The organism is Lysinibacillus sp. FSL K6-1151, from assembly GCF_038630755.1.
GTDB lineage: Bacteria > Bacillota > Bacilli > Bacillales_A > Planococcaceae > Lysinibacillus > Lysinibacillus fusiformis_D.
Window position 1 is genome coordinate 3,702,652 of sequence record NZ_CP152040.1, and the last position, 26,265, is coordinate 3,728,916.

At 36.6% G+C, this 26,265-nt stretch carries 24 protein-coding genes; 9 read left to right on the forward strand and 15 right to left on the reverse strand.

The features are described from left to right. Positions 1 to 191 precede the first annotated feature (191 nt). Entirely contained in the window at positions 192 to 815 is a 624-nt protein-coding gene (locus tag MHI04_RS17870) for a 3-ketosteroid-delta-1-dehydrogenase (protein WP_342535061.1), read from the forward strand. 39 nt (positions 816 to 854) lie between these two features. Here MHI04_RS17870 and MHI04_RS17875 read toward each other — a convergent pair whose 3' ends face one another. Next, a complete protein-coding gene (locus MHI04_RS17875; RefSeq protein WP_058844815.1) occupies positions 855 to 2,465 on the reverse strand; it encodes a GNAT family N-acetyltransferase in 1,611 nt (536 codons plus the stop codon). 136 nt (positions 2,466 to 2,601) lie between these two features. After that, positions 2,602 to 4,290, reverse strand: coding sequence for an FAD-dependent oxidoreductase (locus MHI04_RS17880; protein ID WP_342535062.1), 1,689 nt, complete (start codon positions 4,288 to 4,290; stop codon positions 2,602 to 2,604). Positions 4,291 to 4,524: 234 nt separating this feature from the next. Here MHI04_RS17880 and MHI04_RS17885 point away from each other — a divergent pair, with 234 nt between their 5' ends. Further along, positions 4,525 to 5,211: a zinc transporter family protein gene (locus MHI04_RS17885; protein WP_244504876.1), complete on the forward strand. Its 687-nt coding sequence runs from the start codon at positions 4,525 to 4,527 to the stop codon at positions 5,209 to 5,211. A gap of 38 nt (positions 5,212 to 5,249) precedes the next feature. Here MHI04_RS17885 and MHI04_RS17890 read toward each other — a convergent pair whose 3' ends face one another. Beyond that, the gene (locus MHI04_RS17890) at positions 5,250 to 6,311 is read right to left on the reverse strand and encodes an S-layer homology domain-containing protein (protein ID WP_036122855.1); all 1,062 of its coding nucleotides are present in this window, start codon (positions 6,309 to 6,311) and stop codon (positions 5,250 to 5,252) included. Positions 6,312 to 6,653: 342 nt separating this feature from the next. Between MHI04_RS17890 and MHI04_RS17895 the strand changes: the two genes are divergently transcribed. After that, positions 6,654 to 7,550: a copper oxidase gene (locus tag MHI04_RS17895; RefSeq protein ID WP_342503487.1), complete on the forward strand. Its 897-nt coding sequence runs from the start codon at positions 6,654 to 6,656 to the stop codon at positions 7,548 to 7,550. Positions 7,551 to 7,771: 221 nt separating this feature from the next. Continuing rightward, positions 7,772 to 8,671: a 3-hydroxyacyl-CoA dehydrogenase gene (locus MHI04_RS17900; protein WP_342535063.1), complete on the forward strand. Its 900-nt coding sequence runs from the start codon at positions 7,772 to 7,774 to the stop codon at positions 8,669 to 8,671. Positions 8,672 to 8,725: 54 nt separating this feature from the next. On the opposite strand, the gene MHI04_RS17905 is transcribed toward MHI04_RS17900, so the two are convergent. After that, complete coding sequence (locus MHI04_RS17905) at positions 8,726 to 8,917, reverse strand: hypothetical protein (protein WP_058844808.1); 192 nt, start codon at positions 8,915 to 8,917, stop codon at positions 8,726 to 8,728. Positions 8,918 to 8,920: 3 nt separating this feature from the next. After that, positions 8,921 to 9,472, reverse strand: a complete 552-nt coding sequence (locus tag MHI04_RS17910) for a sigma-70 family RNA polymerase sigma factor (RefSeq protein WP_058844807.1) — start codon at positions 9,470 to 9,472, stop codon at positions 8,921 to 8,923. A gap of 173 nt (positions 9,473 to 9,645) precedes the next feature. Between MHI04_RS17910 and MHI04_RS17915 the strand changes: the two genes are divergently transcribed. Continuing rightward, complete coding sequence (locus tag MHI04_RS17915; RefSeq protein WP_080717074.1) at positions 9,646 to 9,801, forward strand: YvrJ family protein; 156 nt, start codon at positions 9,646 to 9,648, stop codon at positions 9,799 to 9,801. 117 nt (positions 9,802 to 9,918) lie between these two features. Continuing rightward, positions 9,919 to 10,200 (forward strand): hypothetical protein, encoded by a 282-nt coding sequence (locus tag MHI04_RS17920; protein ID WP_231745100.1) that lies wholly within the window; start codon positions 9,919 to 9,921, stop codon positions 10,198 to 10,200. A 47-nt stretch (positions 10,201 to 10,247) separates the two neighbouring features. Here MHI04_RS17920 and MHI04_RS17925 read toward each other — a convergent pair whose 3' ends face one another. Continuing rightward, positions 10,248 to 10,745 (reverse strand): GNAT family N-acetyltransferase, encoded by a 498-nt coding sequence (locus tag MHI04_RS17925; RefSeq protein ID WP_330493708.1) that lies wholly within the window; start codon positions 10,743 to 10,745, stop codon positions 10,248 to 10,250. A gap of 714 nt (positions 10,746 to 11,459) precedes the next feature. On the opposite strand from MHI04_RS17925, the gene MHI04_RS17930 reads away from it, so the two are divergent. Then, on the forward strand, positions 11,460 to 12,896 hold the full coding sequence (locus tag MHI04_RS17930; protein WP_036122875.1) for an amino acid permease: 1,437 nt from the start codon (positions 11,460 to 11,462) through the stop codon (positions 12,894 to 12,896). 314 nt (positions 12,897 to 13,210) lie between these two features. On the opposite strand, the gene ald is transcribed toward MHI04_RS17930, so the two are convergent. The 4 genes from ald to MHI04_RS17950 all read right to left on the reverse strand — a co-directional run bounded on the left by ald (position 13,211) and on the right by MHI04_RS17950 (position 17,792). After that, positions 13,211 to 14,338, reverse strand: coding sequence for an alanine dehydrogenase (gene ald / locus MHI04_RS17935; RefSeq protein ID WP_058844806.1), 1,128 nt, complete (start codon positions 14,336 to 14,338; stop codon positions 13,211 to 13,213). A 15-nt stretch (positions 14,339 to 14,353) separates the two neighbouring features. Beyond that, positions 14,354 to 15,640, reverse strand: coding sequence for a kynureninase (gene kynU, locus MHI04_RS17940; RefSeq protein WP_170829884.1), 1,287 nt, complete (start codon positions 15,638 to 15,640; stop codon positions 14,354 to 14,356). Between the two features lie 160 nt (positions 15,641 to 15,800). After that, positions 15,801 to 16,409 (reverse strand): TetR/AcrR family transcriptional regulator, encoded by a 609-nt coding sequence (locus MHI04_RS17945; protein ID WP_036122895.1) that lies wholly within the window; start codon positions 16,407 to 16,409, stop codon positions 15,801 to 15,803. Positions 16,410 to 16,943: 534 nt separating this feature from the next. Further along, the gene (locus MHI04_RS17950) at positions 16,944 to 17,792 is read right to left on the reverse strand and encodes a pyridoxamine kinase (protein WP_342535782.1); all 849 of its coding nucleotides are present in this window, start codon (positions 17,790 to 17,792) and stop codon (positions 16,944 to 16,946) included. Between the two features lie 178 nt (positions 17,793 to 17,970). On the opposite strand from MHI04_RS17950, the gene MHI04_RS17955 reads away from it, so the two are divergent. Both MHI04_RS17955 and MHI04_RS17960 read left to right on the forward strand, forming a co-directional pair. Further along, on the forward strand, positions 17,971 to 18,525 hold the full coding sequence (locus MHI04_RS17955; RefSeq protein WP_036122901.1) for an ECF transporter S component: 555 nt from the start codon (positions 17,971 to 17,973) through the stop codon (positions 18,523 to 18,525). Between the two features lie 136 nt (positions 18,526 to 18,661). Then, positions 18,662 to 19,102, forward strand: a complete 441-nt coding sequence (locus tag MHI04_RS17960) for a cell wall hydrolase (RefSeq protein WP_036122904.1) — start codon at positions 18,662 to 18,664, stop codon at positions 19,100 to 19,102. A 236-nt stretch (positions 19,103 to 19,338) separates the two neighbouring features. On the opposite strand, the gene MHI04_RS17965 is transcribed toward MHI04_RS17960, so the two are convergent. From MHI04_RS17965 to MHI04_RS17985, 5 genes are all read right to left on the reverse strand, one after another. Beyond that, positions 19,339 to 20,253: a hypothetical protein gene (locus MHI04_RS17965; RefSeq protein WP_101966552.1), complete on the reverse strand. Its 915-nt coding sequence runs from the start codon at positions 20,251 to 20,253 to the stop codon at positions 19,339 to 19,341. A gap of 412 nt (positions 20,254 to 20,665) precedes the next feature. Continuing rightward, positions 20,666 to 21,922 carry an MFS transporter gene (locus MHI04_RS17970; protein WP_342535064.1) on the reverse strand — a complete coding sequence of 419 codons (1,257 nt, stop codon included), beginning with the start codon at positions 21,920 to 21,922 and terminating at the stop codon, positions 20,666 to 20,668. A 707-nt stretch (positions 21,923 to 22,629) separates the two neighbouring features. Then, the gene (locus tag MHI04_RS17975; RefSeq protein WP_342535783.1) at positions 22,630 to 23,484 is read right to left on the reverse strand and encodes an IS3 family transposase; all 855 of its coding nucleotides are present in this window, start codon (positions 23,482 to 23,484) and stop codon (positions 22,630 to 22,632) included. After that, on the reverse strand, positions 23,469 to 23,975 hold the full coding sequence (locus tag MHI04_RS17980) for a helix-turn-helix domain-containing protein (RefSeq protein ID WP_342535065.1): 507 nt from the start codon (positions 23,973 to 23,975) through the stop codon (positions 23,469 to 23,471). Before MHI04_RS17980 ends, MHI04_RS17975 begins: the two co-directional genes overlap by 16 nt. A 480-nt stretch (positions 23,976 to 24,455) precedes the next feature. Next, positions 24,456 to 26,060 (reverse strand): hypothetical protein, encoded by a 1,605-nt coding sequence (locus MHI04_RS17985; protein ID WP_342535066.1) that lies wholly within the window; start codon positions 26,058 to 26,060, stop codon positions 24,456 to 24,458. Positions 26,061 to 26,265: the final 205 nt, after the last annotated feature.

A 26,265-nucleotide genomic window follows, 5' to 3' on the forward strand; every position in this document is an offset into this window, starting at 1 on the left:
CCCTACTAAATAATCTCTATTGATGCTCGACTCCTCTTTGGAGACGTTTTATTTCTTCATCGTACCATTATTGAATTTGAGAAAATAGGGATGTTTTCCTTTAACGAACAAAATAATCCATAATTTTACGAAAAACAAGATGATAATTTTTATGGTAGAATAGAATAAATAATTATTTAGGAGATTTTCAAATGATTTTAACAAAGCAAGAAGCAATACAAGCACTTAAAAAGAATAAGTTTATCGGTTTTACAATTACAACAGGCAATATTATTATGAAAAAGATCAATAAAACCGAATATAATATTTTTGTCTTTGAAGAAGGGCGAGATAAACCTTTACGTTATGTTGGTTCTATTATGAACGTTATGGCGACAATGAGCGATAAAGCTTCTAATAAAGATTTTGTCGTTGTTGAACAACTTCCAGCAGCAAGCAGCAATGAGGAAACGCAAACTTCTAATCAACAGGCAGCAACAGAAGAAAAAGTAGCACCAGCGATAGAAAAGGAAGAAACTGTAGCTGAAGAAACAGAAGAAAGCCGTGCTATTGCTGGCTATGAAGGGCTATATGAAATGACTGTGAGTGGTCGCATTTTAACGGTCCGTGAAAATCGTCCTTTAGCTCGTTGTAATGACGAATACGGCTTCCATATTGCACGACTAACGAAGGATGGCAAAGCATCCAGTCATAATGTCTTTGAGCTTTGGAAGCAAACATTCCCTGAACTTGAGCACACTCATTTCAAAGGTGCGTTAAAAGCAAAATATGGTACAGGCTGTAAACTAATCGATAAACCTGGTATTCATTTTTAATGAAACACCCTCAGCTTTTTTTGCTGAGGGTGTTATTTTTTAGAATTGATATATTTTTCGCCATTTGAACAACTTCACAATGTGAATTTTGGCTACCTTATGGAACCCAGCATACTGAAGCTTGCGCCGCCTGTGTCCATCATACCATGAAGCGATTGTACAAACCGCTCTCCCTTCACGCTGCACATCAGCCACAATGTCAGCTAGTCGCTGGCTATCATATTCCCTGATAAAGGACATATTTTCTGGCAGCTCATAAGAATAGTCAAGCATTTCTTCAATTGCTATTTTATCGTGTCTCCTATATAAAACTTGATTGTTTTCCCCAAACAGCCGATAGCCCTTATAGAAACTTGCAACATAATGTGCTCGCTCATTCAGCGTCATGATATCCTTCATTGTTATCTCTTGAAAGTTTACTAATTCTTTTGCTTGATTTTGCTCTGCGATATAAACGTCTAATATATGAATGGCTAGAATTCGTTGGAGTCTGCTTGTTAAAGCCTTTAACCAATTTTTTGCACTGGCATTCTTCACAAAATAACGCAGTTCCCCTAGTCGATCTCTCTTCAATTTCACTAGCTGATGATTATTCGTTAATAGACTTTTCAGGCGATCACGAAATACCATCCATGTTCGAATAACACGCTCTTTGACCCCTTTTGTACTCATGACAAACTTCCTTGTGAAATCAATATGTGTATACCATTCAAACTTATATGGCTCATAGCCACTTCCTAAGTCATAATAACGATAGCCAGAGTCATGGGCTTTTAACATATTTTCTTTTTCTATGATGCGACCAGGACCAAATAGATTGAAATCAGGCTCATGTCCCATTGCCTGACAGAAGTTACGCTCTCTACAGCATAGATCAATGGTAAAAGCAATCCACTGCCCTTCAAATTGCAAATGATCTACTTCTACTCGTAATACCTTGCTGTTCGTTTTGGCTAATCGTTCATAAAATAAGCGAGTTTGCTTTGCTGTAAAACCACTTTTATCAATTTTCTTTTGCCATCTTCTTGTAAATAACGTAAACATATCCTGTATATGATTGTGCTTCACACTTTGAAAGACTACTTGACCAAGTGACCTTAATTTATGTTCACGGCGCTTCAAGCCTTTGAATTTTTTCCGGTGCTTTTTCAAAAACTCATCCAATGAGATCGATTGAAAATCTATATAGGATGTTACTGTTCGAAATATAGAATAAGGCATCTGGTATTCTATGGCATACTTTTCAAGCGCTTGCGAGGTAATTTTACTTTCTAACAAGCCATGAAATACTAACAAATAACGCTTATATTTTTGGCTAAATTCCTTTATTAAATAAGCAATTGCCTGCTCTAGCCATCGCTTTTCTGCTATGACTTCCATATAGGTCGCAAATCCTTGTCCTATAAAGCTAAAATGATGGATTCCATACCTCACAGAATGAATGAACGGAAAAAAAGCAATGGCCATGCCTTCATTTTCGACTACATAAATCTCTACATTGTCATGAGCCCCTAGTGTTGTCCACCACGTTGAGATCCATTCGTATTCAATAAAAGGATTATTATTATGCTCTCGTTCAAGTATTCCTGACCAAGTACTTCTATAGGGCTCTAATGTTTCAATGTCCGTGATGAGTCTATAAGCTAGCAACGTACTAAATCGCTCCTTTTTCCGTTTTCATCGCCATACATTTAGTAGCCACTATATTCCTAGCAAGAAAGTGTTAGAACATTTCCCCAATGTAAAAACCCTTCCTCATCAGCGTGCTGGAAGGGTTCCATCCAATTTATACATTCACAAGTGATGCCTCTTCTTTTGCTACTCCTTTGGCCATATATGTTGTCGCCACATAGCTTAAAGTCATACCAGGTCCAATGGTCGCTCCTGGTCCGGGATACGTTTCTCCCATAATAGACGCTGAACAATTGCCAGAAGCATATAAACCTTCAATTGGTTCACCATCTTTCTTAATCACCCGAGCATATTCGTCCACAACTAAACCACCTTTTGTACCAATATCTCCTGGATATAAACGCAATGCATAGAACGGGGCTTTCTTTATCTCTGCCAAATTTGGATTTGGTAATGTCGGGTCCCCATAGTAATTATCATAGGCGCTATCTCCTCGATAAAAATCATCATCATGACCGTTTCGTGCAAAGTCATTAAAACGATCTACCGTCGCTACTAGCCTCTCAGCTGGCACATCCATTTCTCTGGCAAGCTCTTCAATCGTCTCCGCACTTTTCACGATGCCATGATCATACCAACTTTTCGGGAAGGCTTGTCCTGGAAACAGCCCTGTAAAAATATAACGGCTTTTAGCAGAGGCATCAATCAATATCCAGGAAGGAACAGCCTGCTCTGTTGCTTCTTGATGCTTGTACACTTTCTCTACAAATTCATGGTAGGGTGCCGCTTCATTAACAAAACGTTGCCCTGTGCTATCCACTACCATCATATTCGGTACACCGCGATCTGCCACTAGGAAGAATGGTTGCCCTTGCGGATCAATAACAGAAGGCGCTCCCCACACTTTATCCATTAAATCTAACGTAGCGCCAATTTTCACGCCAGGTTCAATGATGTCACCTGTCTGCCCTTCTGGTGAAGAAGTCCACGCAGCATTCGTTGGGCTAGGTAAATACTTTTCGCGGAGTGCCTGATTATGTGAAAAGCCACCTGATGAAAGAACAACACCCTTCTTTGCCTCAATGCGCTGCTCTTGCCCATCACGTTCCACAACGATGCCAATCACTCGTCCCTTGTCCATAATGAAATCTTTAAAGACAGTCGATAGCCAAAGCTCGCCATTTGCCTCCGCAAGAGAGAGCCGTAAACGTGCCACTAAAGCCTCACCTAAAGCTACTGGGTCACTCTTTGTCACCTTTGATTTTACTAAACGCGCCCCTAATTTCAGTGCAGTCGTTTTTCCTTGCAACGTCCGTGTAATCATATTCACCTTATGAAACTCGTAACTATTCATCGTAAAGCCTTTTGTTGATAGTGTTGCCCGACGCATAGTATTCGCTAAAGAACCCATTTTCGTTAAATCGAAAATCAGTGGTTCAATGGAACGTCCCTGTGACAAGCCACCGGGTTTTTCAGGATAATAATCCGAGTAGCCTTTTGCATACTGGAAGCGTATATGCTTAGTTTTATTGTATAAAAAGCGTAACATTTCAGGTCCTCTCGTAATATAAGCTTCCTTTAACGCTTCTGGCACACGATCACCGATTGTTGAATCTAAATATTGGCGTGCAAGCTCATGTGTATCTGGAACACCTGCGCCTTTAATGACATGATTATTCGGAATCCATAAGGCACCGCCTGAAATAGCAGAAGCACCGCCGTAGCGAGCTGTTTTTTCAATCACTAATGATTTCAATCCTTGTAATTTTGCTGTTAAACCTGCTGTCAATCCTGCTGCACCTGATCCTACTACAACTACATCATAACTTGCATCCCATTTCATTCAACCATTCCTCCCTATATGAGCTTAATCGATGAATCTGGTCTTTCTATTAAAAAGTATAAAATTAAACTAATATTCAGTCAATTGAATGAATTCGCTATTTTCCTACATTATGAAATTATCCACCGCTTTCTAGATACATTCTTGCAAGCATATTCATGTCCAATTAGCATATATTTGGAAAAATGACATTCAAGTTTATGATAGGGCGGAGGAACTTTACAGGTGAGTGCAATGATACTTGGCGGATTTCTATTTTTCAGTGTGAGCATTGGGGGTGCGATTGCCTGGATTTTCTCTAAGCTATTTCAGCATACGACACAAGGATTATCATTATTATGTGGGGGCTTTCTAGTAGGCATACTTGTGCTAGATATCATCCCTTCTTCATTTCAAATCTATCAATCATTCGGTATTATACTAGGCATTTTTATCGGTTATTTCATCTTTCAACTACTAGACACCCTATTTCATGCTTCACATACACAAAATCCATCGGTTTCTCTCCTAACTCTAGCTATGATTATCCATACAATCCCTATTAGTCTCACTGTTGGAAACTTACTTGGAAATGCTGCCTTAAGTATTTCGCTCACAGCCTCTATTATTCTTCACCATGTCCCAGAAGGCTTTGCTCTTTCAACCGCACTTATTTCTCAGGGGGAGAAGCTATGGAGACTTTTCATTTATTTCTTTATCTTCTCTATTTTCTTTAGTATCTTTATTTGGTTTGGACAATACTGGTCTTTGACGGAGAAAGCACAGGGGGTCTTAATGGGGATATCGATAGGATTAATTGCCACGGCTAGTATTTCTGAATTTATTTTGCATCAGCTACAGAAAGTCTCATTTAAATCATTTTTTATCTACCTCTTTTTAGGCTATTTCCTCAGCTATATTTTCCATATACTTGTGGAGTAAAAAAAGGGTGTCTCTAATATTAGAGACATCCTTTTTCATTATTCTTCTTCACTTAGTAGCATTAAAGTAAGCGTTAAAATTTTAGAAACCTCTGCACGAGTCAGATTTCCTTTCGGGTTAAACTTCCCATTCGTGCCATTTAAAATTCCTAAATGCTGTAAGAGACCAATAGCTTCTACTGTTTCTTTACGCATTTGATTTTTATCTGTGAAAGTATTAGTTGTGCTCACTTGTGAGACATTAACTTCCATACTTTCTAAATACCTAGCAGTAATGTATGCCATTTCCTCGCGTGTAACAGGCTTTTTCGGCTCAAATTTTTCACCATTAAAAATATCAATTAAGCCATACTCTTCTAGAATTGCTACTTCCTTTGCACCCCAGAATCCATTCAGGTCCGTATAAGTAGCTGGTCCCTCATAATCTTCATTTACATTTAAGCCAGATGCTCGGAAAATAATGGCCGCTAATTCTCCTCTAGTTACTTGTCCATTCGGATTAAAAGTTGTGGCAGATGTACCCGTGATAATATCAGCTTGATATAGCAATTGGATATAGCTCTCAGCCCAATGACCAATGGCATCCTTAAAATAACCACCTGGCTTTAACTCAACATCTGCACGAGCAAATACTTGAACCATATCATTTAAATCCTCTGTGCTAACAGCTTCCCATTTCCCTGCTGTATAAACTTCACTCTTAAAACCATTGCCAGTTTGCGTAATTTTTATTTGAATCGCATTACCGAATAACTTTTTAAGCTCTTCGTAGTTTTCTTTAAATTCTTTTTCTCCCTCTGGATATAGGTTTGTACCATCCTTGTAGGATTGAAGAATCGACTCTAACGAAATTTTTACTGTAATACTATTTTTCGTTGTAACAATCGAGACTTCATCATTCTCAAAGCCTATTTTAGATAGCAATAGCATTTTATAAATATCTTGATAGGACATTGCCTGTAATTGACTAGTAGCTGCAACAGCCTGCTTTGGATGGATAATATTTGCCACATTTACAGTTTCCTGTGCCTGTGCCTGTCCACCAAATCCTCCTGTTAAACATGCAATACTTAGTGCACCAGCTAACATTACTTTTTTCATCGTTCTTCCTCCTTCAATTCATACACCAAGTGTACTAAAACAGGACTTAGTAAATCTATAAAAATATGTAAATAATTCAATAATTATAAGAAAGACCTATTTATTACATACTAAAATTTTACTACTTCCCTTTTTATTTCGGCATGTATTCAATTAAGCGACAAGGTAATTTTTTATTATTTCTAAAAAAATTTAATAATATTACCGCCTTATATTAATTACTAGCATGATTTTTATGTGCGTTTCTAGTCATAGATGCTATTGAAACCATCCGCCTCACATGTCCTAAATTTAACAACGACAAACATACAATAGAAAATCATGCTTACAGGAGGCTTCTTTATGGTTATCACCCCTGGTATTAAAGATTTACCCTATGTCATGCAAGTAAATGGTACGAAGTTTTTCACTTTGATTGCAGAAGAAATAACGTGGGAGCTTGTCGATGGAATCTTCATTCAGGCGTGGGGCTACAACGGTTCCACACCTGGGCCAACCATTCGTGTTTATCCGGGGGATCATATATGTATTCGTGTCATTAATCGACTACCTGAAAAAACTAGTGTACATTGGCACGGCTTACTTGTCCCGAACACAATGGATGGTGTTCCTCCCATTGAACCGTCACCTTTTATCGAGCCAGGGCATTATTTCGATTATCATTTTACAATTAAAAACCCTCCCGGAACATATATGTATCATTCGCATGTGAATGTCGCTGTGCAAGATAATGCTGGCCTTTTAGGCGGATTTATCGTTGAAGACCCATGCTTACAAAACATTTCTCAGCACAAGGATTATCTATGCCTATTACAAGAATGGGCTGTCGATCAATTATCCTGGGGGAAGCTTACAAAAGGTACGTATCCTTTAAACTTTATTAAGCCTGAATTTAATTTCTTCACGATCAATGGCAAATGCTATCCTTTCACAAAGCCATTAGCCGTACATTTGGGTGATACTGTAAAAATTCGTTTTGGCAACATCCAAATGCATCACCATCCCATCCATTTACACGGTCACCAATTCCATGTCGTTGGGGCAGATGGTTTTCCTATCGCTAGCCACACACAAATTGCTAAAAACACCATTCTTGTTGCCTCTGGTGAAACATGGGATATAAGCTTTACGGCTAATAACCCTGGTATCTGGCCCATCCATTGCCATATGCCCCATCATGTTACAAACAATGGCGCACCTGGTATTGGGGGCATGTTTACTACAGTGAATTATCTTTAACATGGAGGACAGCTTAAAAGCTGTTCTTTTTAACGTTATATTTCTTTATTATTGGGTACATACTTGATAAGGAACATCACATAAATCTTTATATCTCTATAATATTAGAGTCTATCATTTGATTTTTATTGAAGGTTAGAAGTAGTATGGAATTGTAACGAAGGATTATCTAACTATCCACACTATTATATTAATGTAACAATTTCAAAGGAGGAATTTCGATGAATTATCAAAACATTACGGTTGCAGGTAGCGGTGTATTAGGAAGTCAAATTGCTTACCAATCTGCTTTCAAAGGTTTTAATGTAACCGTTTACGACATTAATGACGAGGCTCTAAGAAATGCACAGGATCGCATTACAAATTTAAAACCCTTGTATCAACAAGACCTAGGTGCAACACAAGAAGAAGTAGATGCTGCTTATGCACGTCTTACTTTTAATAGTGACTTAGCTCAAGCTGTTGCGAATGCAGACCTTGTAATTGAAGCAATTCCTGAGGTTGTGAGCATCAAAACTGAGTTTTACACAAATCTAGGCAAAGTAGCACCAGCAAAAACAATCTTTGCAACAAACTCGTCTACTTTATTACCTAGTCAATTTGCTGAGGCAACTGGACGCCCTGAGAAATTTTTAGCTCTCCACTTTGCAAATACTATTTGGAAAAACAATACAGCTGAAATTATGAAACACCCTGGTACAGATATGACAGTATTTGATGAGGTTGTAGAATTTGCACGTGCAATCGGCATGGTACCTCTACCATTATATAAAGAACAACCTGGCTATATTTTAAACTCATTGCTTGTGCCATTTTTAGATGCAGCTGAATCTTTGCTTGTAAAGGAAGTAGCTGATCCAGAAACGATTGATAAAACATGGATGATTGGTACTGGTGCTCCACTTGGGCCATTTGCTATCCTAGACATCGTCGGCATTAACACAGCCTATAACATTGTGGAAGCGAAAGCAAATGCTACTGACGATGAAAACATGAAAAAATTAGCTAACCTATTAAAAACAGAGTACATTGAAAAAGGTAAGCTTGGTCGTGCAACTGGCGAGGGCTTCTACACATATCCAAACCCAAGCTTTGCTAAACCAGACTTCTTAAAAGGTTAATGCTTCAAAAGAGCAATTATCCCATTAAAAAGGAAAATTGCTCTTTTCTTTTTTTCATGTAAAGAAATCCCAAAATCCAGGTGTGTCCTTAAATTCTTTTGTCGCCATTTTTTCAATAATTTTTAATTTGATCTCCTGTTCCAGATCCTCTCTGTCCTGATAACTTGTTTGATGAAGACACTGCTTAATTTTTGGCATGAAGTTCTCAATGATTATTAGCGTCTCCTCATTGTAGTTGTTTTCCATTGATTATCTCTCCCCTTTTTTAAGCATCTGCTGAAGTTTCTTTAATGCCTTTCGATGTAGATTGGATATATTTTGAGGTGATGTGTGTAATGTTTCTGCTATTACTTTAATCGTACAATCTTTGACATAAATCAGCTCTAAAATTTGAAGTTGCTTGCCCGTTAATGTTTTTAAAGCTTTAAAGAGCTGTTCGTTTTCAACCATGTCCAATAATCCTCCCTCAATTCTTACGTCTCCTCTAGTACACTCAGTCTCAAATAGGTCATTATCTACGATTAATAAGAAGCGGTTTTGCAATCTTCTCCTTTTTTTATCAAAATCCAAGCTGAAGAAATAAATTAAACTGCTGACATATGTTATTTTTCGAACCCTTATATAGTGAGTTTGAAAAATTTCATCAACCATTTTCCTATTACAATCGGTTGGATATAAAATGGCATTTTGAACCAAATAAAGATTTTTAGCATCAGCTAAAAAACTTCTAATAATTGGATTTTTAATCTGCTCTATATTCCTGCGAAAAAACGCCTCTATTTTTTGATGCTCATTACACATTATTATCACTCCTATCTATCCGTCTTCTTGCTAAATAAAGTGAATATCCTCTCTCTATTATAAACCAAAAACAGAACAAATGTTCTATTTAAGATTAATTTATATTGATTTTATGGTGCAGCAATTCACTTTAGTCATTGTAAGGCACAACAATATTGAAGGAGGAAGATGTCATGATTACACCTGAAACGATTCAAATATGGGTTAGCTTAATTGGAAACTCTGGTTTCCCTATTGCCATTACCATCTATCTCTTTGTGCGATTCGAAAAGAAAATAGAGGTTTTAGAAGCGGTCATCTTGAGATTATTAGATAAAATGGAGCAATAATCAGCCTAAAAAAATTTACGGCAGCACTCTTTAAAAGGAATGCTGCCGTGTGACTTAACCGTGCAAATTCATACAATATATGTAAGAACAAATACTTTTTAGATGGGAGGGGATTTTATGAATCACAATAACATGCTGTCACCGAATATTGTCATGACCCTTTTTATCATGCTTGGCATTTCCTATAATTACTTTTACGATTCATTCGCCATTCAAATCGAATACTTAGGTAATCTAGGATTTTGGCTAACACTCCCCTTATCAATTATTATTATTGTGTTGAGTATATGGCTACTTAAAAAGAAAGTGCCTATTGTTAGCACTTTACTTATACTTGTTATGGCTGGTATTACTTTAGTCATTGCATTATTTTCATTGTTCCATTGGAGTTCACCATAAAAATTTATAGCCTTTGAAGGCTGACTTCAAAGGCATTTCTTTTTTTACTAGATGTACAGCACCATATAATCTTCATCAACATATTGCTGTCCTATTTTTAACGCACGCTTTTCTGTTCCAAACACCTGAAAGCCTAGCGATTTATATAGCCCTTTTGCTGAATCATTGGAAGACACAACCGTTAAATTGATCTGCTCAACGACCGCTAATACCTTTGCTTGATTAATGACGGCTAACATTAAATGTTTACCTAAGCCAAGCCCTCGCTTTTTTGGAGAAACATAAACGGCAAAAATGTTCGCTTTATGCTTTAGCTTCATTTTATTTTCCTGTACCAATGTCGCAACGCCCAGCAAATCATTCTGTTCAAATGCCCCGAATGTAAACGATTCCTGACCCTCGAGTCTACTTGCAAATAAGGCAAGCCCCATATCCTTTTCCTCTTCAAAGCTAGAACCAAATGCCTCCGGATTCATTTGGAGTCCCTCTAATCTCAATTGACGATATACCGCAGCATCTGCTGCTGTTAAAAGCCTAATTTCCATTCTTCCCCTCCTATAACACTTTTCATTTTTATCGACCCTAGCGAATAGCATTTGATGTATTTTTTCAGGAAAATGAAGGGGGTTAAAATAGATGTCTAGCAGTATCACGAAACACACTCTTACATTGTAGGCACAACGAACTCATTCGCTCCCGTCTGATCTATTTATACATAAAGGTAAACAGTCTATCGGTGAACACTAGTAGCAGTACAAGAAAAATACACTTTGTACTAAGTAATCAAGACATAGAGCAACCTTAACGAAACAATCGTTTTGCAAGCGTTCTTAAAAGATTTTGCTAGGCAAACCCACTGCATATTTTCAAGCTATACAGTTGCTGGTTATTTATAGAAGACATCATTTTCGTATAACACTAGGGATTTTTCAGGAGATTTGTTTTCTTATCAAGCATAACCTCTACTAAATAAGTGATATAGTATCAATTATTTACGGAAATGATTTTATTAAGCATAAAGGATAATTATATATGAAACACCTTACTTTTAGTGATTATAATCCGTTGTTGATAAAATAAACAAACCAAATTACATACATTAAAGAGAAAAAAAGATATATATTCAGAAAATTACGACATATTATATTGACACTGTGTCATTTTTAATTTAGTATATGCATAGATTCACCAGATTTTTTAGAAATGATAGAAAGAAGTTGATCTATGAAAGATGAAATTTACACAAAGGGGATGAAAGAATGGTTAAACATAACCACAGTATGGAAGACATTATGGAACGTGAGCAAGGTTTAAACAAGGGATTAAAGACAAATCAAATTACGATGATTGCCATTGGAGGTGCCATTGGGACAGGGTTATTTCTCGGCAGTAGCTTAGCCATCGGTCTAGCTGGTCCAAGTGTTATTGTGAGTTACGCTATAGGAGCTCTCATTGCACTATTACTAATGGGTTGTCTCGCAGAAATGACGGTTGCGCACCCTACAACTGGATCATTTGGTGCTTATGCTGAAAAATACGTAAATTCCTGGGCAGGATTTGCTATTCGGTATTCCTATTGGTTCTCATTAATCTGTTCAATTGGTACAGAGGTGACCGCTGTTGCCCTTTATATGCGGTATTGGTTCCCAAGTGTACCCAATGCTGTATGGATTATATTATTTGCTGCTATACTGCTTTATGTAAACGCTACCACAGTGAAATTATTTGGCGCTGTAGAATATTGGTTCTCCGTTATTAAAATCACTGCGATTGTCGGCTTTATTATTTTAGCTAGTATTGTTATTTTCGGGGCAGATAGCTCCTCCAATATTGGCATCCAAAACTACTTCAATGATGGCGGCTTTTTCCCACATGGTTTTTGGGGAATGTGGATGGGTATATTTATTTCATTATTTAGTTATCTAAGTATTGAAATGATTGCTGTAAGTGCTGGGGAAGCAGAGAACCCAAGGAAAGCTGTCCCAATTGCATTAAAATCAGCTGTGATTCGTTTAATTTTATTTTATATTGTAACACTTGTACTAATGCTGATGATTGTCCCTTGGGGAATGGCAGGTGCAGACAAGAGCCCATTCGTTAAAGTAATGGAAATATTAAATATTCCTGGTGGCGCATCCATGATGAACTTTGTTGTTCTAATCGCAGCGCTTTCGGCTATGAATAGCCAGCTTTATATTTCTACTCGTATGATGTTCTCACTTTCACGGGGTGGCTTTGCTCCGAAGCAATTGGGTAAGCTTAACAAAAGACAAGTTCCGACGAGGGCATTGCTCGCATCTGTTATCGGTATTATCATTGCTACAGCATTTTCGATTTTCAAGCCAGAATCAGCTTTATCGCTTATGATTTCAATTTCAAGCTTTGGCGCTATGTTTGCGTGGTTTATGATTTTCATTACGCATCTATTTTTCCGTAAAAAATACAAACCAATAGATGGAGAAAAACTACCTGTACGTATGATTGGTTATCCTTATTTAACCATTTTAGGAGCCGTTCTATTAGCTTCTGTCGTATTATCAACATGGTTCTCTCCTGATTTTAAAGCAACATTACTTGTCGGCTTCCCTTGGCTTATCTTCATTTCCATCTGCTATTATATTTGGAAACGAATAAACATAGCAAAAAATCGTGTCATCACAAATGATCTTGAGGAAGAGCAAGTAGAAACCATATAGCATAGTTGTTAAAGCGCTAAAACTAATAAGATACCTCCAAGACTGATAAAGGATAGGAAATTCTCTATCCGTCTTGGAGGTATTTTTCAGATGAATAAAATGGAAAAATAGTTCCTAGAAAACCAGATGTAAACTTGATCTTAATACTATTAGAAAGCAAAGCCATTCAGTTCAAAAAATCTATTGATCGTACACATAGCTAACAGCCAGATAAAGATGCTACTATATAAAAGGCCTGAGTTCCTATACTATACTGAACTCAGACCTTTTCAATTTCTTTTTACATTCATATAATCTCAGTTCTTCGAGTACAATTACACAATTTGACCTTTTAATAGATCCTCTGCGCTTTCACATGGTAGCTGTAAAGCTTCAGCAACCTTACGCATTGTAATTATACCTTGATAAACATTCAAACCTTTTCGCAATGATTCGTTTTGTAATAGTGCTTCCTTATAGCCCTTTGCTGCAATTTGTATAGCATATGGTAATGTCACATTCGTTAAAGCCATTGACGATGTTTTCGGCACTGCACCTGGCATATTACCAACTGCATAATGCACAACACCGTGTTTTTCGTATGTTGGATTATCATGTGTTGTTACACGGTCTGCTGTTTCCACAATTCCGCCTTGATCAATGGCCACATCTACGATAACAGAGGCTGGCTGCATGGCTTTCACCATCTTCTCTGTCACAAGTCGGGGCGCCTTGGCACCAGGAATAAGTACTGCACCAATAACCAAATCTGCTGTTTTCAATTGTTCTGCAATGTTGAAGCTATTGGATAGCAACGTTTGAATACGATCCCCAAATATCTCTTCAAGCTGGCGAAGTCGAGCGGGATTGACATCTAAAATCGTCACATTTGCACCTAAGCCTACAGCAGTTTTTGCTGCATTATAGCCGACAACGCCACCACCTATAATGGTTACATTCCCTTTTGCCACACCTGGCACACCGCTTAGTAAAATACCTTTACCACCATTTGTTTTTTCTAAATAATGTGCACCGATTTGCGCAGCCATTCGACCAGCCACTTCTGACATCGGAGCAAGAAGTGGCAGGCTTCCATCGGCTAATTGGACCGTTTCATAAGCAATGGCTACTACTTCTTTTTCTAAAAGTGCCTTCGTTAATGCTTCATCTGCTGCTAAATGTAAGTAGGTAAATAAGATTTGTCCTTTGTAAAAATAATCATATTCTGAAGCGATTGGCTCTTTTACCTTTAGGACCATTTCAGCAGCCCATACGTCCTTCGCCTTTGGAACGATGGTTGCACCAGCTTCCATATAGTGCTCATCTGTAAAATTCGAGCCAAGACCTGCGTTCGATTCAACAAGTACTATATGACCTGCAGCTATTAAAACACTTGCACTTGCAGGCGTTAAAGCAACACGGTTTTCCATTACTTTTATTTCTTTAGGTACACCAATAATCATTCCATTACTCCTTTATTATGCAACGATTTCCCGTTCATTTTTGAATTGCTCATACAATTTTTCATCCATAATTGTTTTTAGTATTTGAACGACTTCATACACCTCTTCAAAGGTGTTATAAAGTGCCACAGGTGCGATACGAATACCATTTGGTGCTCTAAAATCAGGAATAACTCCCTTCGCTTTTAATGCCTTACAAATACGAGCCGCTTCTGTATGTGTTAAAAAGATATGTCCACCTCGTTGCTCATTGATTACTGGGCAATTAACTTCGAAACCATATTCGCCCAAATATTGATAGTATAGTGCAATGAAATACTCTGTTAGCTGAATTGATTTCTTACGAATACGTTGAATGCCTGCTTCATTAAAGAGTTCCAACGCACCTAGCAGTGGCGCAAGGTTTAATAAATGTGGTGAGCCCATTTGATAAGCACCTGCATCTGGTGCCTGTATAAGGCTTGTTTCCATATCAAATTGCTTTTCTTTAGCCGAGCTAAACCAACCTGCCAAGCCTGGCTTTGTATTAAAATGCTTCTCATTGACGAATAATCCAGCGACAGCACCAGGACCTCCGTTTAAATGTTTATAATTACACCAGAAGGCAAAGTCCACATCCCAGTCATGTAGTGAGTGCTCTATAGAACCCACTGAATGACAAAGATCAAAGCCAATTAGAATACCACGCTGATGCGCTTCCTTTGTTAGCGCTTCCATATCAAGAATCTGGCCACTTCGATATAACACACCAGGAAGGATAATCAATGCCACATCATCTGTCATCGCAGATACAATATCATCATGCGCATAAAAGTGCCCGTCCTTACTACGAACATATTGAATATGCTCCTCAATATTTTCATAATGCAAACCTAATTGACTTTGTACTGCATATAAGTCAGTTGGGAAATTTAATTCATCAATAACAATTTTTGTTTTATTACCTGTTGGCTTATAAAATGTTGCAATCATTTGATGCATATTCACAGTAGTAGAACCTGTTGCAATGACCTCCTCTGGTTTCGCGCCTACAATCTTGGCCAGCTGAGCACCCACTTGCTCAGATAAATAAAACCAAGGATATTCCCCTTGCGTCCACCCATCAATGCCGTACTGTTTCCAAGAATCTAAAAGCGTCAACAGACTTGCCTCAGCTTTCTTTGATAAAAGCCCTAATGAATTCCCATCAAAATAAATGGTCTCTGGCTGAAGATAAAATTGTTCTCTAAATCCTTGTAAATCATCATTTTTGTCTAAAAAAGCTGCGTATTCTCTTGTAGGATTAAACTCCATATTAAACACCTCACCTTTCTAAAATAATGGTAGCATGGTCATCTTTTAACCACCTTATATTCATCTTATCAAAAAGTGACACAGTGTCAATATTTTTAAAAAAAGAATTTTTATGTTTTAAAATTGATTTTTAATACATAAAACAGAAAAAACCTCCAACAGGGGGAGGTTAATCAGTATAGAGGCCTTTCATATAAAAATGTACCATTAATTCTACATTTTGCTCGATTGAGACATTTGGGTCTTGCAAGCAACGCCAAAGGAAACTCTCATTAATGTGATACCACATATTTGCAACATCTTTGGCATTTAGATGGGCGTATGCAATATTATTATTTTGCACATATAAAATATCTTTCTCAATATGATCAATAAAGTGTTGCTGAACAAGAGACCATTTTTGACGAATTTCCTCTGAGCTCCCTATTGCCTCAAGAACCAGCTTCATGAGCTTCTCGTTTTCTATACCTTGCTTATTGAATGCCTTTACCTGGAATGTAATTTGCTCTCTTGCTTCTTCCTTTGATTTCGGAACAAAGCTTAACTTCGCAATATTGTACATTTTTTCAAGAAGCGAATCGATTATTTCTATTAAAAGTGCATCTTTATTGGAAAAATAAACATAAGCTGTGCCATGCCCAACACCAGCTTCCTTAATAATTTGCTTCATCGTTGATTTCTGAAAGCCCAGTTCGAAAAATACTTTTTTCCCAGCCTCAATTAATGTCCTACGCGTTTCATGAGCACGGTCTTGTTTAATTTGACTACGATTCTTCATATTACACCAACTTCCACTTTCTCATTATACAGTGATAAAAAATAACAAGGTATTACATGAGGTTGAACAGAACCAAAGCCAATTTTGATTGTACTTCAATCAAAACTGGCTTTCCTTTTCATTATAACATTTTTATTATGACGAAATAAGAAGAAACCTTTTATTACAGCACACTACGTTTTTTCTGCACCCTAACAACACTTAACTTCCCAAAACGAGTAAGCTCACAATCGCTTGTTCAAAATATTTTAATACAAAGTGAAAAGAGAAAGATACGCTGCTTGCACACGATTAAGTAATAAACTTAGCTAATAGAAATTAAAAAGGCTGCCCATATCAAACTTATAACCTCAATTGTATTTTTTAATATTTAACTTTAAATTCTACGCACATTATTTAGTCACAAATAGTGCCCTAAAATAAAAGCGGCGTGTAAGCTCATATTAGCCCCCTCGCCACTCATAAATTTATCAATCCTTCAAGAAAATCAAATGACCCTTTTTCAAATATCCAATAGAGGAAATCAATAATAATCTAAAGTAGCATGCGTAAAAACTGTTCAAAATGTACGCCTGCCTCGCGTGGAACTTGCTCCTTCGATGTAGCTTCGATCGCGGCGGCTAAAAATGTCTCTGCCAGCTTCATAGACTCCACTAAATCTTGCCCACGCATCATGCCGCCCATCACAACGGATGCAAATAGATCACCTGTACCTGAATAGCTCTCACCGTTATAGTTGCGAATACTATGGAAAGACCGCTCCGCATCGACAAACATATTGCCAACATAACGCTTGCCCGCAGCTGTTGTTGGTGGATTCAACCCAGTAATAATGACGTTCGCTCCAGTCGCCTGTTGTAGCTGTTGTCCTGCCTCTTCAAGACCCTGAATATACTCGATATCGTTTGGATAGCGCTGTAGTTTCTCATACGACAAACCTGTAAGCAAGCAGCATTCCGTAACATTTGGTGTAATAATGTCAGCACACTTCACTAACTCTTTCATTCGATCAAGTAACTCACCCGTAAACATTTTATAAACCTCGCCATGATCGCCCATCACTGGGTCAACAAGCAATGTCGTTTCATTGGCGTGAAACACGTCTAAAAAACGAAAGATATTATCGATTTGCTCCTTCCCTGTGACAAATCCTGTGTGAATGCCATCAAAGGTAGCTCCTAGCTTGCTCCACTCATCTACAAAATAGTCCATCTTTGACGTTAAATCCTCACAATAAAAACTCGAATACCCTGTTTGCGCCGTTAAAATAGCTGTTGGAAGCGGTACTGCTTGTACGCCCATTACAGACAGTACAGGTATCGCAGCCGTTAACGAGCACTTCCCAAAGGACGACATATCTTGAATTACAGCAACTTTTTTCATCATTCATTCCACCTAACTCATCCTGCTTATACTTACCTCATCGTATCACAATTAGAAAGATGCGAAAATAACCTCAATCTGACCTCTAATTTTTTTATAAAATTGACACTTTCACAACAGTCAGTCCTTTGCTAAAGTAAAAATCATCAAAATATTCATCATAGTGAGGAAGAGACAAATGCAAAATATACAAAGGCCATCATCCTTTACAAAATCACGCACGAAAACATTTGATTTAGTCATTACAGCTATTTTAGCAGCACTTGTTTTCGTAGCTACCATGTTCATCAATCTTAAGCTACCGATCGGGCAAGGCGGACTTATTCATTTAGGGACATCCATGCTTTTCATTTCAGCCATTTTATTCGGACCTAAAAAAGGGGCACTTGCTGGAGCCATCGGAATGGGTTTATTCGATATCGTAGGCGGCTGGTTAATCTGGGCACCGACTACTATTATTTCACGTGCATTACAAGGCTTCATCGTTGGTAAAATCGCCTGGTCAAAAGGACATACAGGTGATAATCTTGGGCTGAATATTTTAGGGGCCGTCGTATCCATGCCTGTGATGATTGCCGTTTACTATGTTGGGCAAGCCATTATGTTCAATAGCTGGATTGCACCGATGGCATCCATTCCAGGAGACGTCATTCAAAACTTTGTCGGCTTAATGATCGCCATTCCAGTATGTGTTGTACTGAAAAAAACACCTTATTTTAAAAAGAATTTTTAATCTAAAGACGCCAGCTTGCTGTTTTGTACACTGCAATGATGGCGTTTTTTTATTGAGTAGTATGAAAAACAACGAATTTCTAGATAAAGCGAAACTAGCCTTGATCTTTTTCATACTATAGGGTGGAGGTGTAAAAATGCCAAGAGTAAAATACCGCGATGCAGACGTTGCTTTAATGGCAAGGATGATGAGAGCTGAGGCTGAGGGTGAAGGACAACAGGGTATGCTATACGTTGGCAACGTCATTGTCAATCGTGCAGTAGCATCTTGTTTAGACTTCAACGATGTTAGAACCATTGAACAAGTTATTTACCAGGTACAAGGTGGAAATTATTCTTTTGAAGCCGTTCAAAAAGGCAATATGTTTTACCAAAGAGCGAGAGAAACCGAAAAAAGATTAGCGAAACAAAATTTAGACTTCTGGCGAGATCATCCAGCAAAATATGCACTCTGGTACTTCAATCCATATGCCCCATGTCCCCCAACATGGTACGGCCAGCCGTTTACTGGTCAATTCAAAAATCATTGCTTCTATGAACCAGCTCCAGATACTTGTGAGAGTGTTTATATGGGATAGGGTAATATTTGAGTTCGCTACGCATTTTTAGTTATTCCTATATTAAATAAGGAAAAACATATTATTGACCAATGAAATAAAGGGGAACAATCTAAAACTTAGATGTTCCCTTTTTGAAATTGAGTTAGGATCATTCAGAAGATGGAGCACCAACGTTCAAACGATTTTTATACATTTACGAACAGTAAATAATAAAATGCATTTGTGAAATTGATTTAAACTCCTAAAAGAATTATTTAATCTTGGAAACTAGTTAATATACCATCTTCAAAATAAAGATATTGCCCGTTTCCATAAACCCATTGTTCATAAGACCCGTATTCTGTTACTGTTCTATTAATATCATAAGGTGCGCCCCATAGTGATGCTAATACTTCGTCATATGTCATTCCAAGTGTAGGATTCATCCCCCTTGCATTTTCAATTTTTTCATTCATTACTTTTTTTTCTTCAGCTCTTCTCTCCATTGTATATAAATTACTTCGATATTCATGTTCTATCCATCCCCAATCATTTAGAGTTATTGGCCCAAACGATGATGGATTGGCATAAGACGTATTTGTTATTCCTGCTACAATTTCATCCCTCATTCTTCCAAAGTATTTAGGATTTACAGCAAGTGCTAGTGCTCCTGAAGCCTTATAGGAATTCTGATCGGTTTGTAAATATAAAGCATAATTATACATTGCTAAAAATTCTTCATTGTCTTCTAGTACTTTTGTATTCTCATATAGTTCTTGAACTTTTAGGAAATCTTTTGTTCTGACTGCTTGTTCCATCTCATCTAATTTTAACTTTTTCTCTTCTTCTATAATTTTTACAACCTTATTCCAATCTTCACGATTCAAAACGATTCTCATTCTGTTATATTTAGATCCCAAGAATTGTACATTTTTTTCCTGTATTAATTGATCTACAAATTTTGTCCCAACTGCTCTAACTTTATCAATTTCTGATTCTGATACATCTAAAGTTTCCATTTCAACTAAAAGATCCTCATATTTCCTTTCTTTTATAAGTGTTTCTAATGTTAAAATCTCTGCCTCAATACCGCTTTCCATATTTTTTTCTTTTATAACTTTTTCATCATTACAAGCAGACAACATTAAAATGAGACCAACACCGATTGCAACATGTTTAACTTTTAACACTGCTCATTACCCCTTTACGCTTTCCCCATTATGTAATATTGCTATAGAAAATCTTTTGTTCTTGAATGCAAAAAATAATAACGATCCATTGGTACTATTCTTATTTATCAATCTTTTCATAAAAAATAAATCCTACTCAGAGGAAACATCTTTTTAAATACCTAATTATGAAATATGTTACAAAAAGCTCAATATATACATTTTACATTTCTATGTAATTTTAATCAATAAGATAGTAAATTTATACTGCAATGATTACGTTGAAGGAGTAATATGGATTCGTTTTGTACAATAAAAGGGAATTACCTTGAGTACAGGTATTCCCTTTTGTCATTACATTATGGCGCAGTTTTATTTAAATAGTTACCTTCGAAATCTATGCTCTGTTTATAAGTAGGATAAAAGGATGTTCTCAACCTCCTGTTTCCACACGCCTTTCCTTAAACAACATCACCCCAATTAAGCCCATAACAGAGAATGCGACTGGCGAGATGAAACCATAGTAATATCCCTCACCGATATTGCCTGAAGCAGACTGAAAATAATCCAAAATATAGCCAAACATAATGGGTAATAATGCTGCACTTAGAAAGCCCCCTGTATTGGCAAACCCCGAAACGATACCTGATTCAGCTAAAGGGAAAGTTTGGCGAACAGCTGCAAAAGTTAGGGCACTTGCACCATATCCAAAGCCGATGATAAAGAACAGGACAATGAGCATGAAAATGGATGGATGCCCTTTCCATAAAAGAAAGGCAAACCAACACACTAAAACTGCAATATGAACAACAATATAAGGCTTTTTAATCGTTCCTAACCAACCTGCAACCCAACTCGTTAACGGAGCTCCCATCAGTGCCCCAATCAATCCAATCATAATGAGCTGGCTTGCCTCTGCACGTGTCATCTCATACATATTGATCCCATACGGAACAGCCCACGAGCTGATAAAGCCAACATAGCCTCCCACAACACCAAAATGACAAAAAAATAAAGCCCACGCTTGTCGACTCGAACATATTCTGCGTAATAAAACAGAGGTTTTTTCACGTTGTACTTCTTCATTTACAACGACTAATTCTTCTGCAAAAATTCGTTTTGTAGTTTTCACAAGCACAAAATAAAGAAGCACTCCACATAAGCATAATAAGAGCCCCGTTGAAAAAAATGTGATCCGCCAACCAAATAACAGGATCAAAGTCGCAAAAGGGACTGTCGCCAATAAGAAACCAAGACTCCCGGTCATCCCAGCAAAACCAATTAATCGGACAAACTCCTTTTTCTGAAACCATTGCGCCAAAATGAGCACCATATTCACCCATATGGTCGCATCCCCTACCCCAGTAAGCATTCTAGAGAAAAACAGTACGAATTCATGTGTACCTAAACTATAAAGAATTGTACCTAATCCTGTAAGGGCAGCACCAACGATAAGAAAAAAATTCGGCCCAAACCGATCCGCTAAAATCCCCATCGGAATCTGCAAACCTGTATACACAAAAAATTGTATACTCGTCAATAACCCGATCGTCGATGCTGTCACACCAAAATCCTTCATCAATTGGTCCGTAATTAACCCTGGAGCAGTTCGCTGACTTGCCATTAACAAATAGGTAAACAATACAGCAACAAACACAACCCATCTGTACTTATGATGTTGTTTGTCCAATAATCACTACTCCCATTAGCTTTTATTTTATGTATATGAATTTTAGGTTGGGGAGAAGACCTTCTATTTGAGGTAGTTTTGAAATGAACATACATGCTGACATTACATTGAAAGAAAATGAGGCTGGGACAAAAGAAAAAATGTTAGACCATTTACAAGTTTGGTCTAACATTTTTTTGCGTTATTAGAACACATATACTTTAATAAATTACAAAAATAACATTCATTTTTTGCTTTTTCTCAATAAAATGAGTTATGTCCCAGCCTCATTCCATAGTGTTGAAAAACAAAACCATCAATAGACTTTTTGTGAAAGGTGAAAATAGATTTCCGTTGCAGGCTACTTGCTTTCCTGTGGGCGAGCGCCGAGCCGCTTCCTCCGCTACCGCTCCGTGTAGGGGCTCGCCTGTCTCGCTATCCCACGGGAGTCAAGTAGCCCTCCACTCCAATCCATAAAAATATTTCTTTTTAGTAAAGGTTTTCAAATAAAGGGAAGGTGTTCACTACTTTTTATGAAGAGGTGTGTCACGCATCACTTCTCCATATTGAAAATAAGAGTTTATCCCCTCTAAGAATACAGATAGTGGGCTATTTGATCGCTCTACTACTATGAAAAAAAGTAAAGACACTTTGCAGAATGGTTGATTGGAGTGGAGCCAGCGTCACTCCTAGGGGATTTGGTGAACTGACCCCAAAAATTTGAACTTTTAAGAAACTCTTCGAAACTCAACTAGACTTTTTCCGTTGAGTTTTATTTTTATCCGTTCATGATTGTAGTAGTGGATATAGTCTACTAACGCTTTTTTGAATGCTTCGTAGTTCTTAAACGTTGTTGCGTATAGAAATTCTGATTTCATAATGCCAAAAAAGCTTTCTATCACGGCATTATCTAAACAATTCCCTTTCCGTGACATACTTTGCTTGATTTCATAAGTGGCCAATAACGCTTTAAAACGTGGTATTTGATATAACCATCCTTGATCAGAATGGATGATTAAGCCACTCTTTTCTGATAGCTGTGTATACGTAAACGCCATTTTCAAAGACTGTTGGACTAACTCAAAATTAGGTGATTTTGATACCTCATACCCAACGATTTCTCGATTGAATAAATCTAATACAGCGGATATATAGATTTTTTGACCGTTTATTTTAAACTCCGTTACATCGGTTACCCATTTCTGATTGGGTGCAGTGGCTTCAAAATCACGTTGGATGATATTCTCTGCGACATAGCCGACTGTCCCTTTATACGAACGGTATTTTTTAGGGCGTACCGTCCCTTTTAAGCCCAATTCTTGCATCAATCGTTGGACCGTTTTATGGTTGATGAAAAACCCTTCATTTCGGAGGGCTAAACAAATACGACGATAGCCATAACGCCCCTTATGGTAATGAAAAAGCGTCTGAATTCGTTCTTTGATCTGCTCATATTTATCGGGTGTTGTCCTTTTGTGAAGGTGATAATAATATGTGCTTTTCTTGATGTTTGCCACTTTTAATAGAGCTTGAAGAGGGAAATCCAACCTTAGCTCATCAACAGCTCTTACTTTTTCTTGGATTTGAAGGCATCCTTTTCTTGAACTAAGGCTTTCAACTTTTTTAAATAGGCATTTTCCATCCGTAAATACTCAATTTCCGCTTTTAACTCTTCCGTTGTTTTTTCATTTAAATCGGACGAAGCTGGTTGTTTTTTTGGCATTGATTGGCGCTCCTTTTCTACTTGATAGAGCACCTCACCAGCCGTTGACATCCATTGTTTTTTCCATCTCCGAATGGTTTCACGGGAAGGAATATTAAACTTCGCAGCAGTCTGAAGGAGCGAATCGCCCGTCTCTATCAGGTGTTGAATTACTTTTATTTTAAAAGAATCTTCGTAATTCGTGAACCCTTGAGGACGAATAATTCCTTCGATGCCATGATAGCGATATAATTCAATCCATAATCGAATGTACTGTCGATCCCTCTGTAATCGATTGGCAATCTGATACGGACTTTCTTTTTCTTCAAAGTAAGCTAGAACTGCGGCTAATTTTTGTTCATCAGAAATCACTACCTGCACCCCCTATAGTAGATTTTTAAGTCCAATATTTTGGGTGCAGCTCACCCTGGAGCGAGCGTAAGTGAGTGAGTGAAGCGGCTCATCGGACGCCCCCTGGAAAGGGCGCTGGCGGAACGGAAATCAACCTCTCACCTTGCAAATTTGCTTTTTCTGCCGTTGACATCATCTTTTTTCAACAACATGAAATGCACCTAGCCTAGACTAGGTGCATTCATGCTATATTATATGGCTGGAGGTTGTGCTTTACTCACATGTACTTTAATGAACCAACTAGTCTCTTGAAAAATATTTTACTGGAATCATTAACAACTCACCGTCACATTTTCTGTAAAGTATTTATTACTTAAACAGCTAAGATATTATGTGACTTTATTAAGCTTGTCCGAAAGAATTGAAATAACAGGATTTCCATATTAAAACTTCACAAAAAAATGGAACTTTTATACTTTAAAATCATCAAATAAAGCTTTTTTATTTCTGCAAATATGACTTTAATTCATCATTTTTTTGTTCCCAATCTAATAAATAATTATATGCTTCTTTTATATTCATATACATAATTTTACTATTTTTAGCTGTGCTTAAATCTCTTCTCAGTTGTAATAAATTTTCAAACTCAACTATATTATTACCTGTTTGATCATTATATTCATAAACTTCAAACTTACCTAATAAGTTTTTGGTTACTTCATATTTAGGATATTTGATTATTTTGCCGCTATATAACGCAAAACAGAATAAGATTAAACAACTTGAAATTATGATTTGTATTATGTGAATAATTCCAAAGAATATACCTTGATCAAGGGAATATGATACATTAAATAATTGTGTAGCGAAGCTTCCCAAAAACAAATTAATTATATTTTTAACTTCAATCGAACTACTGCTTAAATCATTCACTAAATAATAATAAGTTACCTTCACAATGAATGATAGAAACGCAATCTCGATTAGACTTTTTATAATCAGTAATATTCTATCCATTGAGTTTAAAGAAGACGACTTTATGCGATCCGAAATTACATCGGCAATAAACGCTTTTAAAATCTCATATCCTCTCATTAAAAATCTTGTGGAAATAAACAGAAGTGACATGATTAAAAATTTTAAAAAATAGTCATTAGAAACTTTCAATAACAATAATGCTGTTGCGAATACAATTACTGTAATATAAAAACTTATATATAAATTCATACTATTACGGCGTTTAATTATTCGCGCTCTCTCATTCGCAATTTCTCGCCTACTATATCTTTTTCGCTTAAAAAAACTAATCTCTAATGATGAATAAAAGCCAATCTTTTTATCAACAGTAAAATATTCAACAAACAAAATTTTTTTCTCTAAATCTGCTATTAAATATTCAAACTTAATCGTTCGATAAAATACCCAAATTATAATAACCATCATACTTATAAAAGAATATGTAGCCGTAAATAAATCCATCATTACTAATAATTTTTTATATTCTATAGGAAAATTACAAATGACTATAAAATCCAAAATGATGGTAATTACTAGACTTATAGCAATGATTTTAAATGTCTTTACATATAAATATTTCACAAAGAGAAATGATATTAACAAAACAATGATAATTAGTAAAGCTGCGTTCCAATCAAAATTAAAAATTAGCGGCAATAAAAAGGGTACAGTATATAGACCTTTTATTAAAATCTTTTCCAACGAAGAGATATAAGTTAAATTATGTTTCATTAGTTTAAATAATAAGGTAAATTGTCTCAATAAATCAGTATTTAAAATTTTCATTAGAAATAACACAAAATAATATATTAATAATAACAATATTAATAACAATATTACTTCATTAACAAACGATATAATTTTCGTTAATAATGATAAATCCAACTGATTTGAATCTGGATTATATAAACTTTTAATGTTTTTATCAACAGAAGTGAAAAACTGTTTATCCTTCAATAAGGAAAAAAATCGAATTTGATCGGTAAAATCCACCGTTTTAATAGCCAAAAATAAAGTGAACACAAATGCACTAATAATAATTATAAATTTCTGTGCTTTGTGTAATCCTATAGGTTGTTTCCTACCCATTTTTAACTTCCTCCAATTCTAAGTATTGCTATATAAATTGCTCTCTCCACTTTAAAGACAAAAAAATACTTTTCGAAAAGTACATACTCACTACTGATTTTTTAATAATCCATTTGAAAGCTATGCTATAAGCGGAACCATGAATAATATAATTACATAATATAATTACTTATTTTTAACACATATTATAAAAACAAAATTTTGA

Excerpts from the sequence above, each read along its gene's own strand:
- MHI04_RS17870 (WP_342535061.1), top strand. The coding sequence starts at position 192 with ATGATTTTAACAAAGCAAGAAGCAATACAAGCACTTAAAAAGAATAAG.
- MHI04_RS17880 (WP_342535062.1), bottom strand. The coding sequence starts at position 4,290 with ATGAAATGGGATGCAAGTTATGATGTAGTTGTAGTAGGATCAGGTGCA.
- MHI04_RS17885 (WP_244504876.1), top strand. The coding sequence starts at position 4,525 with ATGATACTTGGCGGATTTCTATTTTTCAGTGTGAGCATTGGGGGTGCG.
- MHI04_RS17890 (WP_036122855.1), bottom strand. The coding sequence starts at position 6,311 with ATGAAAAAAGTAATGTTAGCTGGTGCACTAAGTATTGCATGTTTAACA.
- MHI04_RS17895 (WP_342503487.1), top strand. The coding sequence starts at position 6,654 with ATGGTTATCACCCCTGGTATTAAAGATTTACCCTATGTCATGCAAGTA.
- MHI04_RS17900 (WP_342535063.1), top strand. The coding sequence starts at position 7,772 with ATGAATTATCAAAACATTACGGTTGCAGGTAGCGGTGTATTAGGAAGT.
- MHI04_RS17905 (WP_058844808.1), bottom strand. The coding sequence starts at position 8,917 with ATGGAAAACAACTACAATGAGGAGACGCTAATAATCATTGAGAACTTC.
- MHI04_RS17910 (WP_058844807.1), bottom strand. The coding sequence starts at position 9,472 with ATGTGTAATGAGCATCAAAAAATAGAGGCGTTTTTTCGCAGGAATATA.
- MHI04_RS17915 (WP_080717074.1), top strand. The coding sequence starts at position 9,646 with ATGATTACACCTGAAACGATTCAAATATGGGTTAGCTTAATTGGAAAC.
- MHI04_RS17920 (WP_231745100.1), top strand. The coding sequence starts at position 9,919 with ATGAATCACAATAACATGCTGTCACCGAATATTGTCATGACCCTTTTT.
- MHI04_RS17925 (WP_330493708.1), bottom strand. The coding sequence starts at position 10,745 with ATGGAAATTAGGCTTTTAACAGCAGCAGATGCTGCGGTATATCGTCAA.
- MHI04_RS17930 (WP_036122875.1), top strand. The coding sequence starts at position 11,460 with ATGGTTAAACATAACCACAGTATGGAAGACATTATGGAACGTGAGCAA.
- ald (WP_058844806.1), bottom strand. The coding sequence starts at position 14,338 with ATGATTATTGGTGTACCTAAAGAAATAAAAGTAATGGAAAACCGTGTT.
- MHI04_RS17945 (WP_036122895.1), bottom strand. The coding sequence starts at position 16,409 with ATGAAGAATCGTAGTCAAATTAAACAAGACCGTGCTCATGAAACGCGT.
- MHI04_RS17950 (WP_342535782.1), bottom strand. The coding sequence starts at position 17,792 with ATGAAAAAAGTTGCTGTAATTCAAGATATGTCGTCCTTTGGGAAGTGC.
- MHI04_RS17955 (WP_036122901.1), top strand. The coding sequence starts at position 17,971 with ATGCAAAATATACAAAGGCCATCATCCTTTACAAAATCACGCACGAAA.
- MHI04_RS17960 (WP_036122904.1), top strand. The coding sequence starts at position 18,662 with ATGCCAAGAGTAAAATACCGCGATGCAGACGTTGCTTTAATGGCAAGG.
- MHI04_RS17985 (WP_342535066.1), bottom strand. The coding sequence starts at position 26,060 with ATGGGTAGGAAACAACCTATAGGATTACACAAAGCACAGAAATTTATA.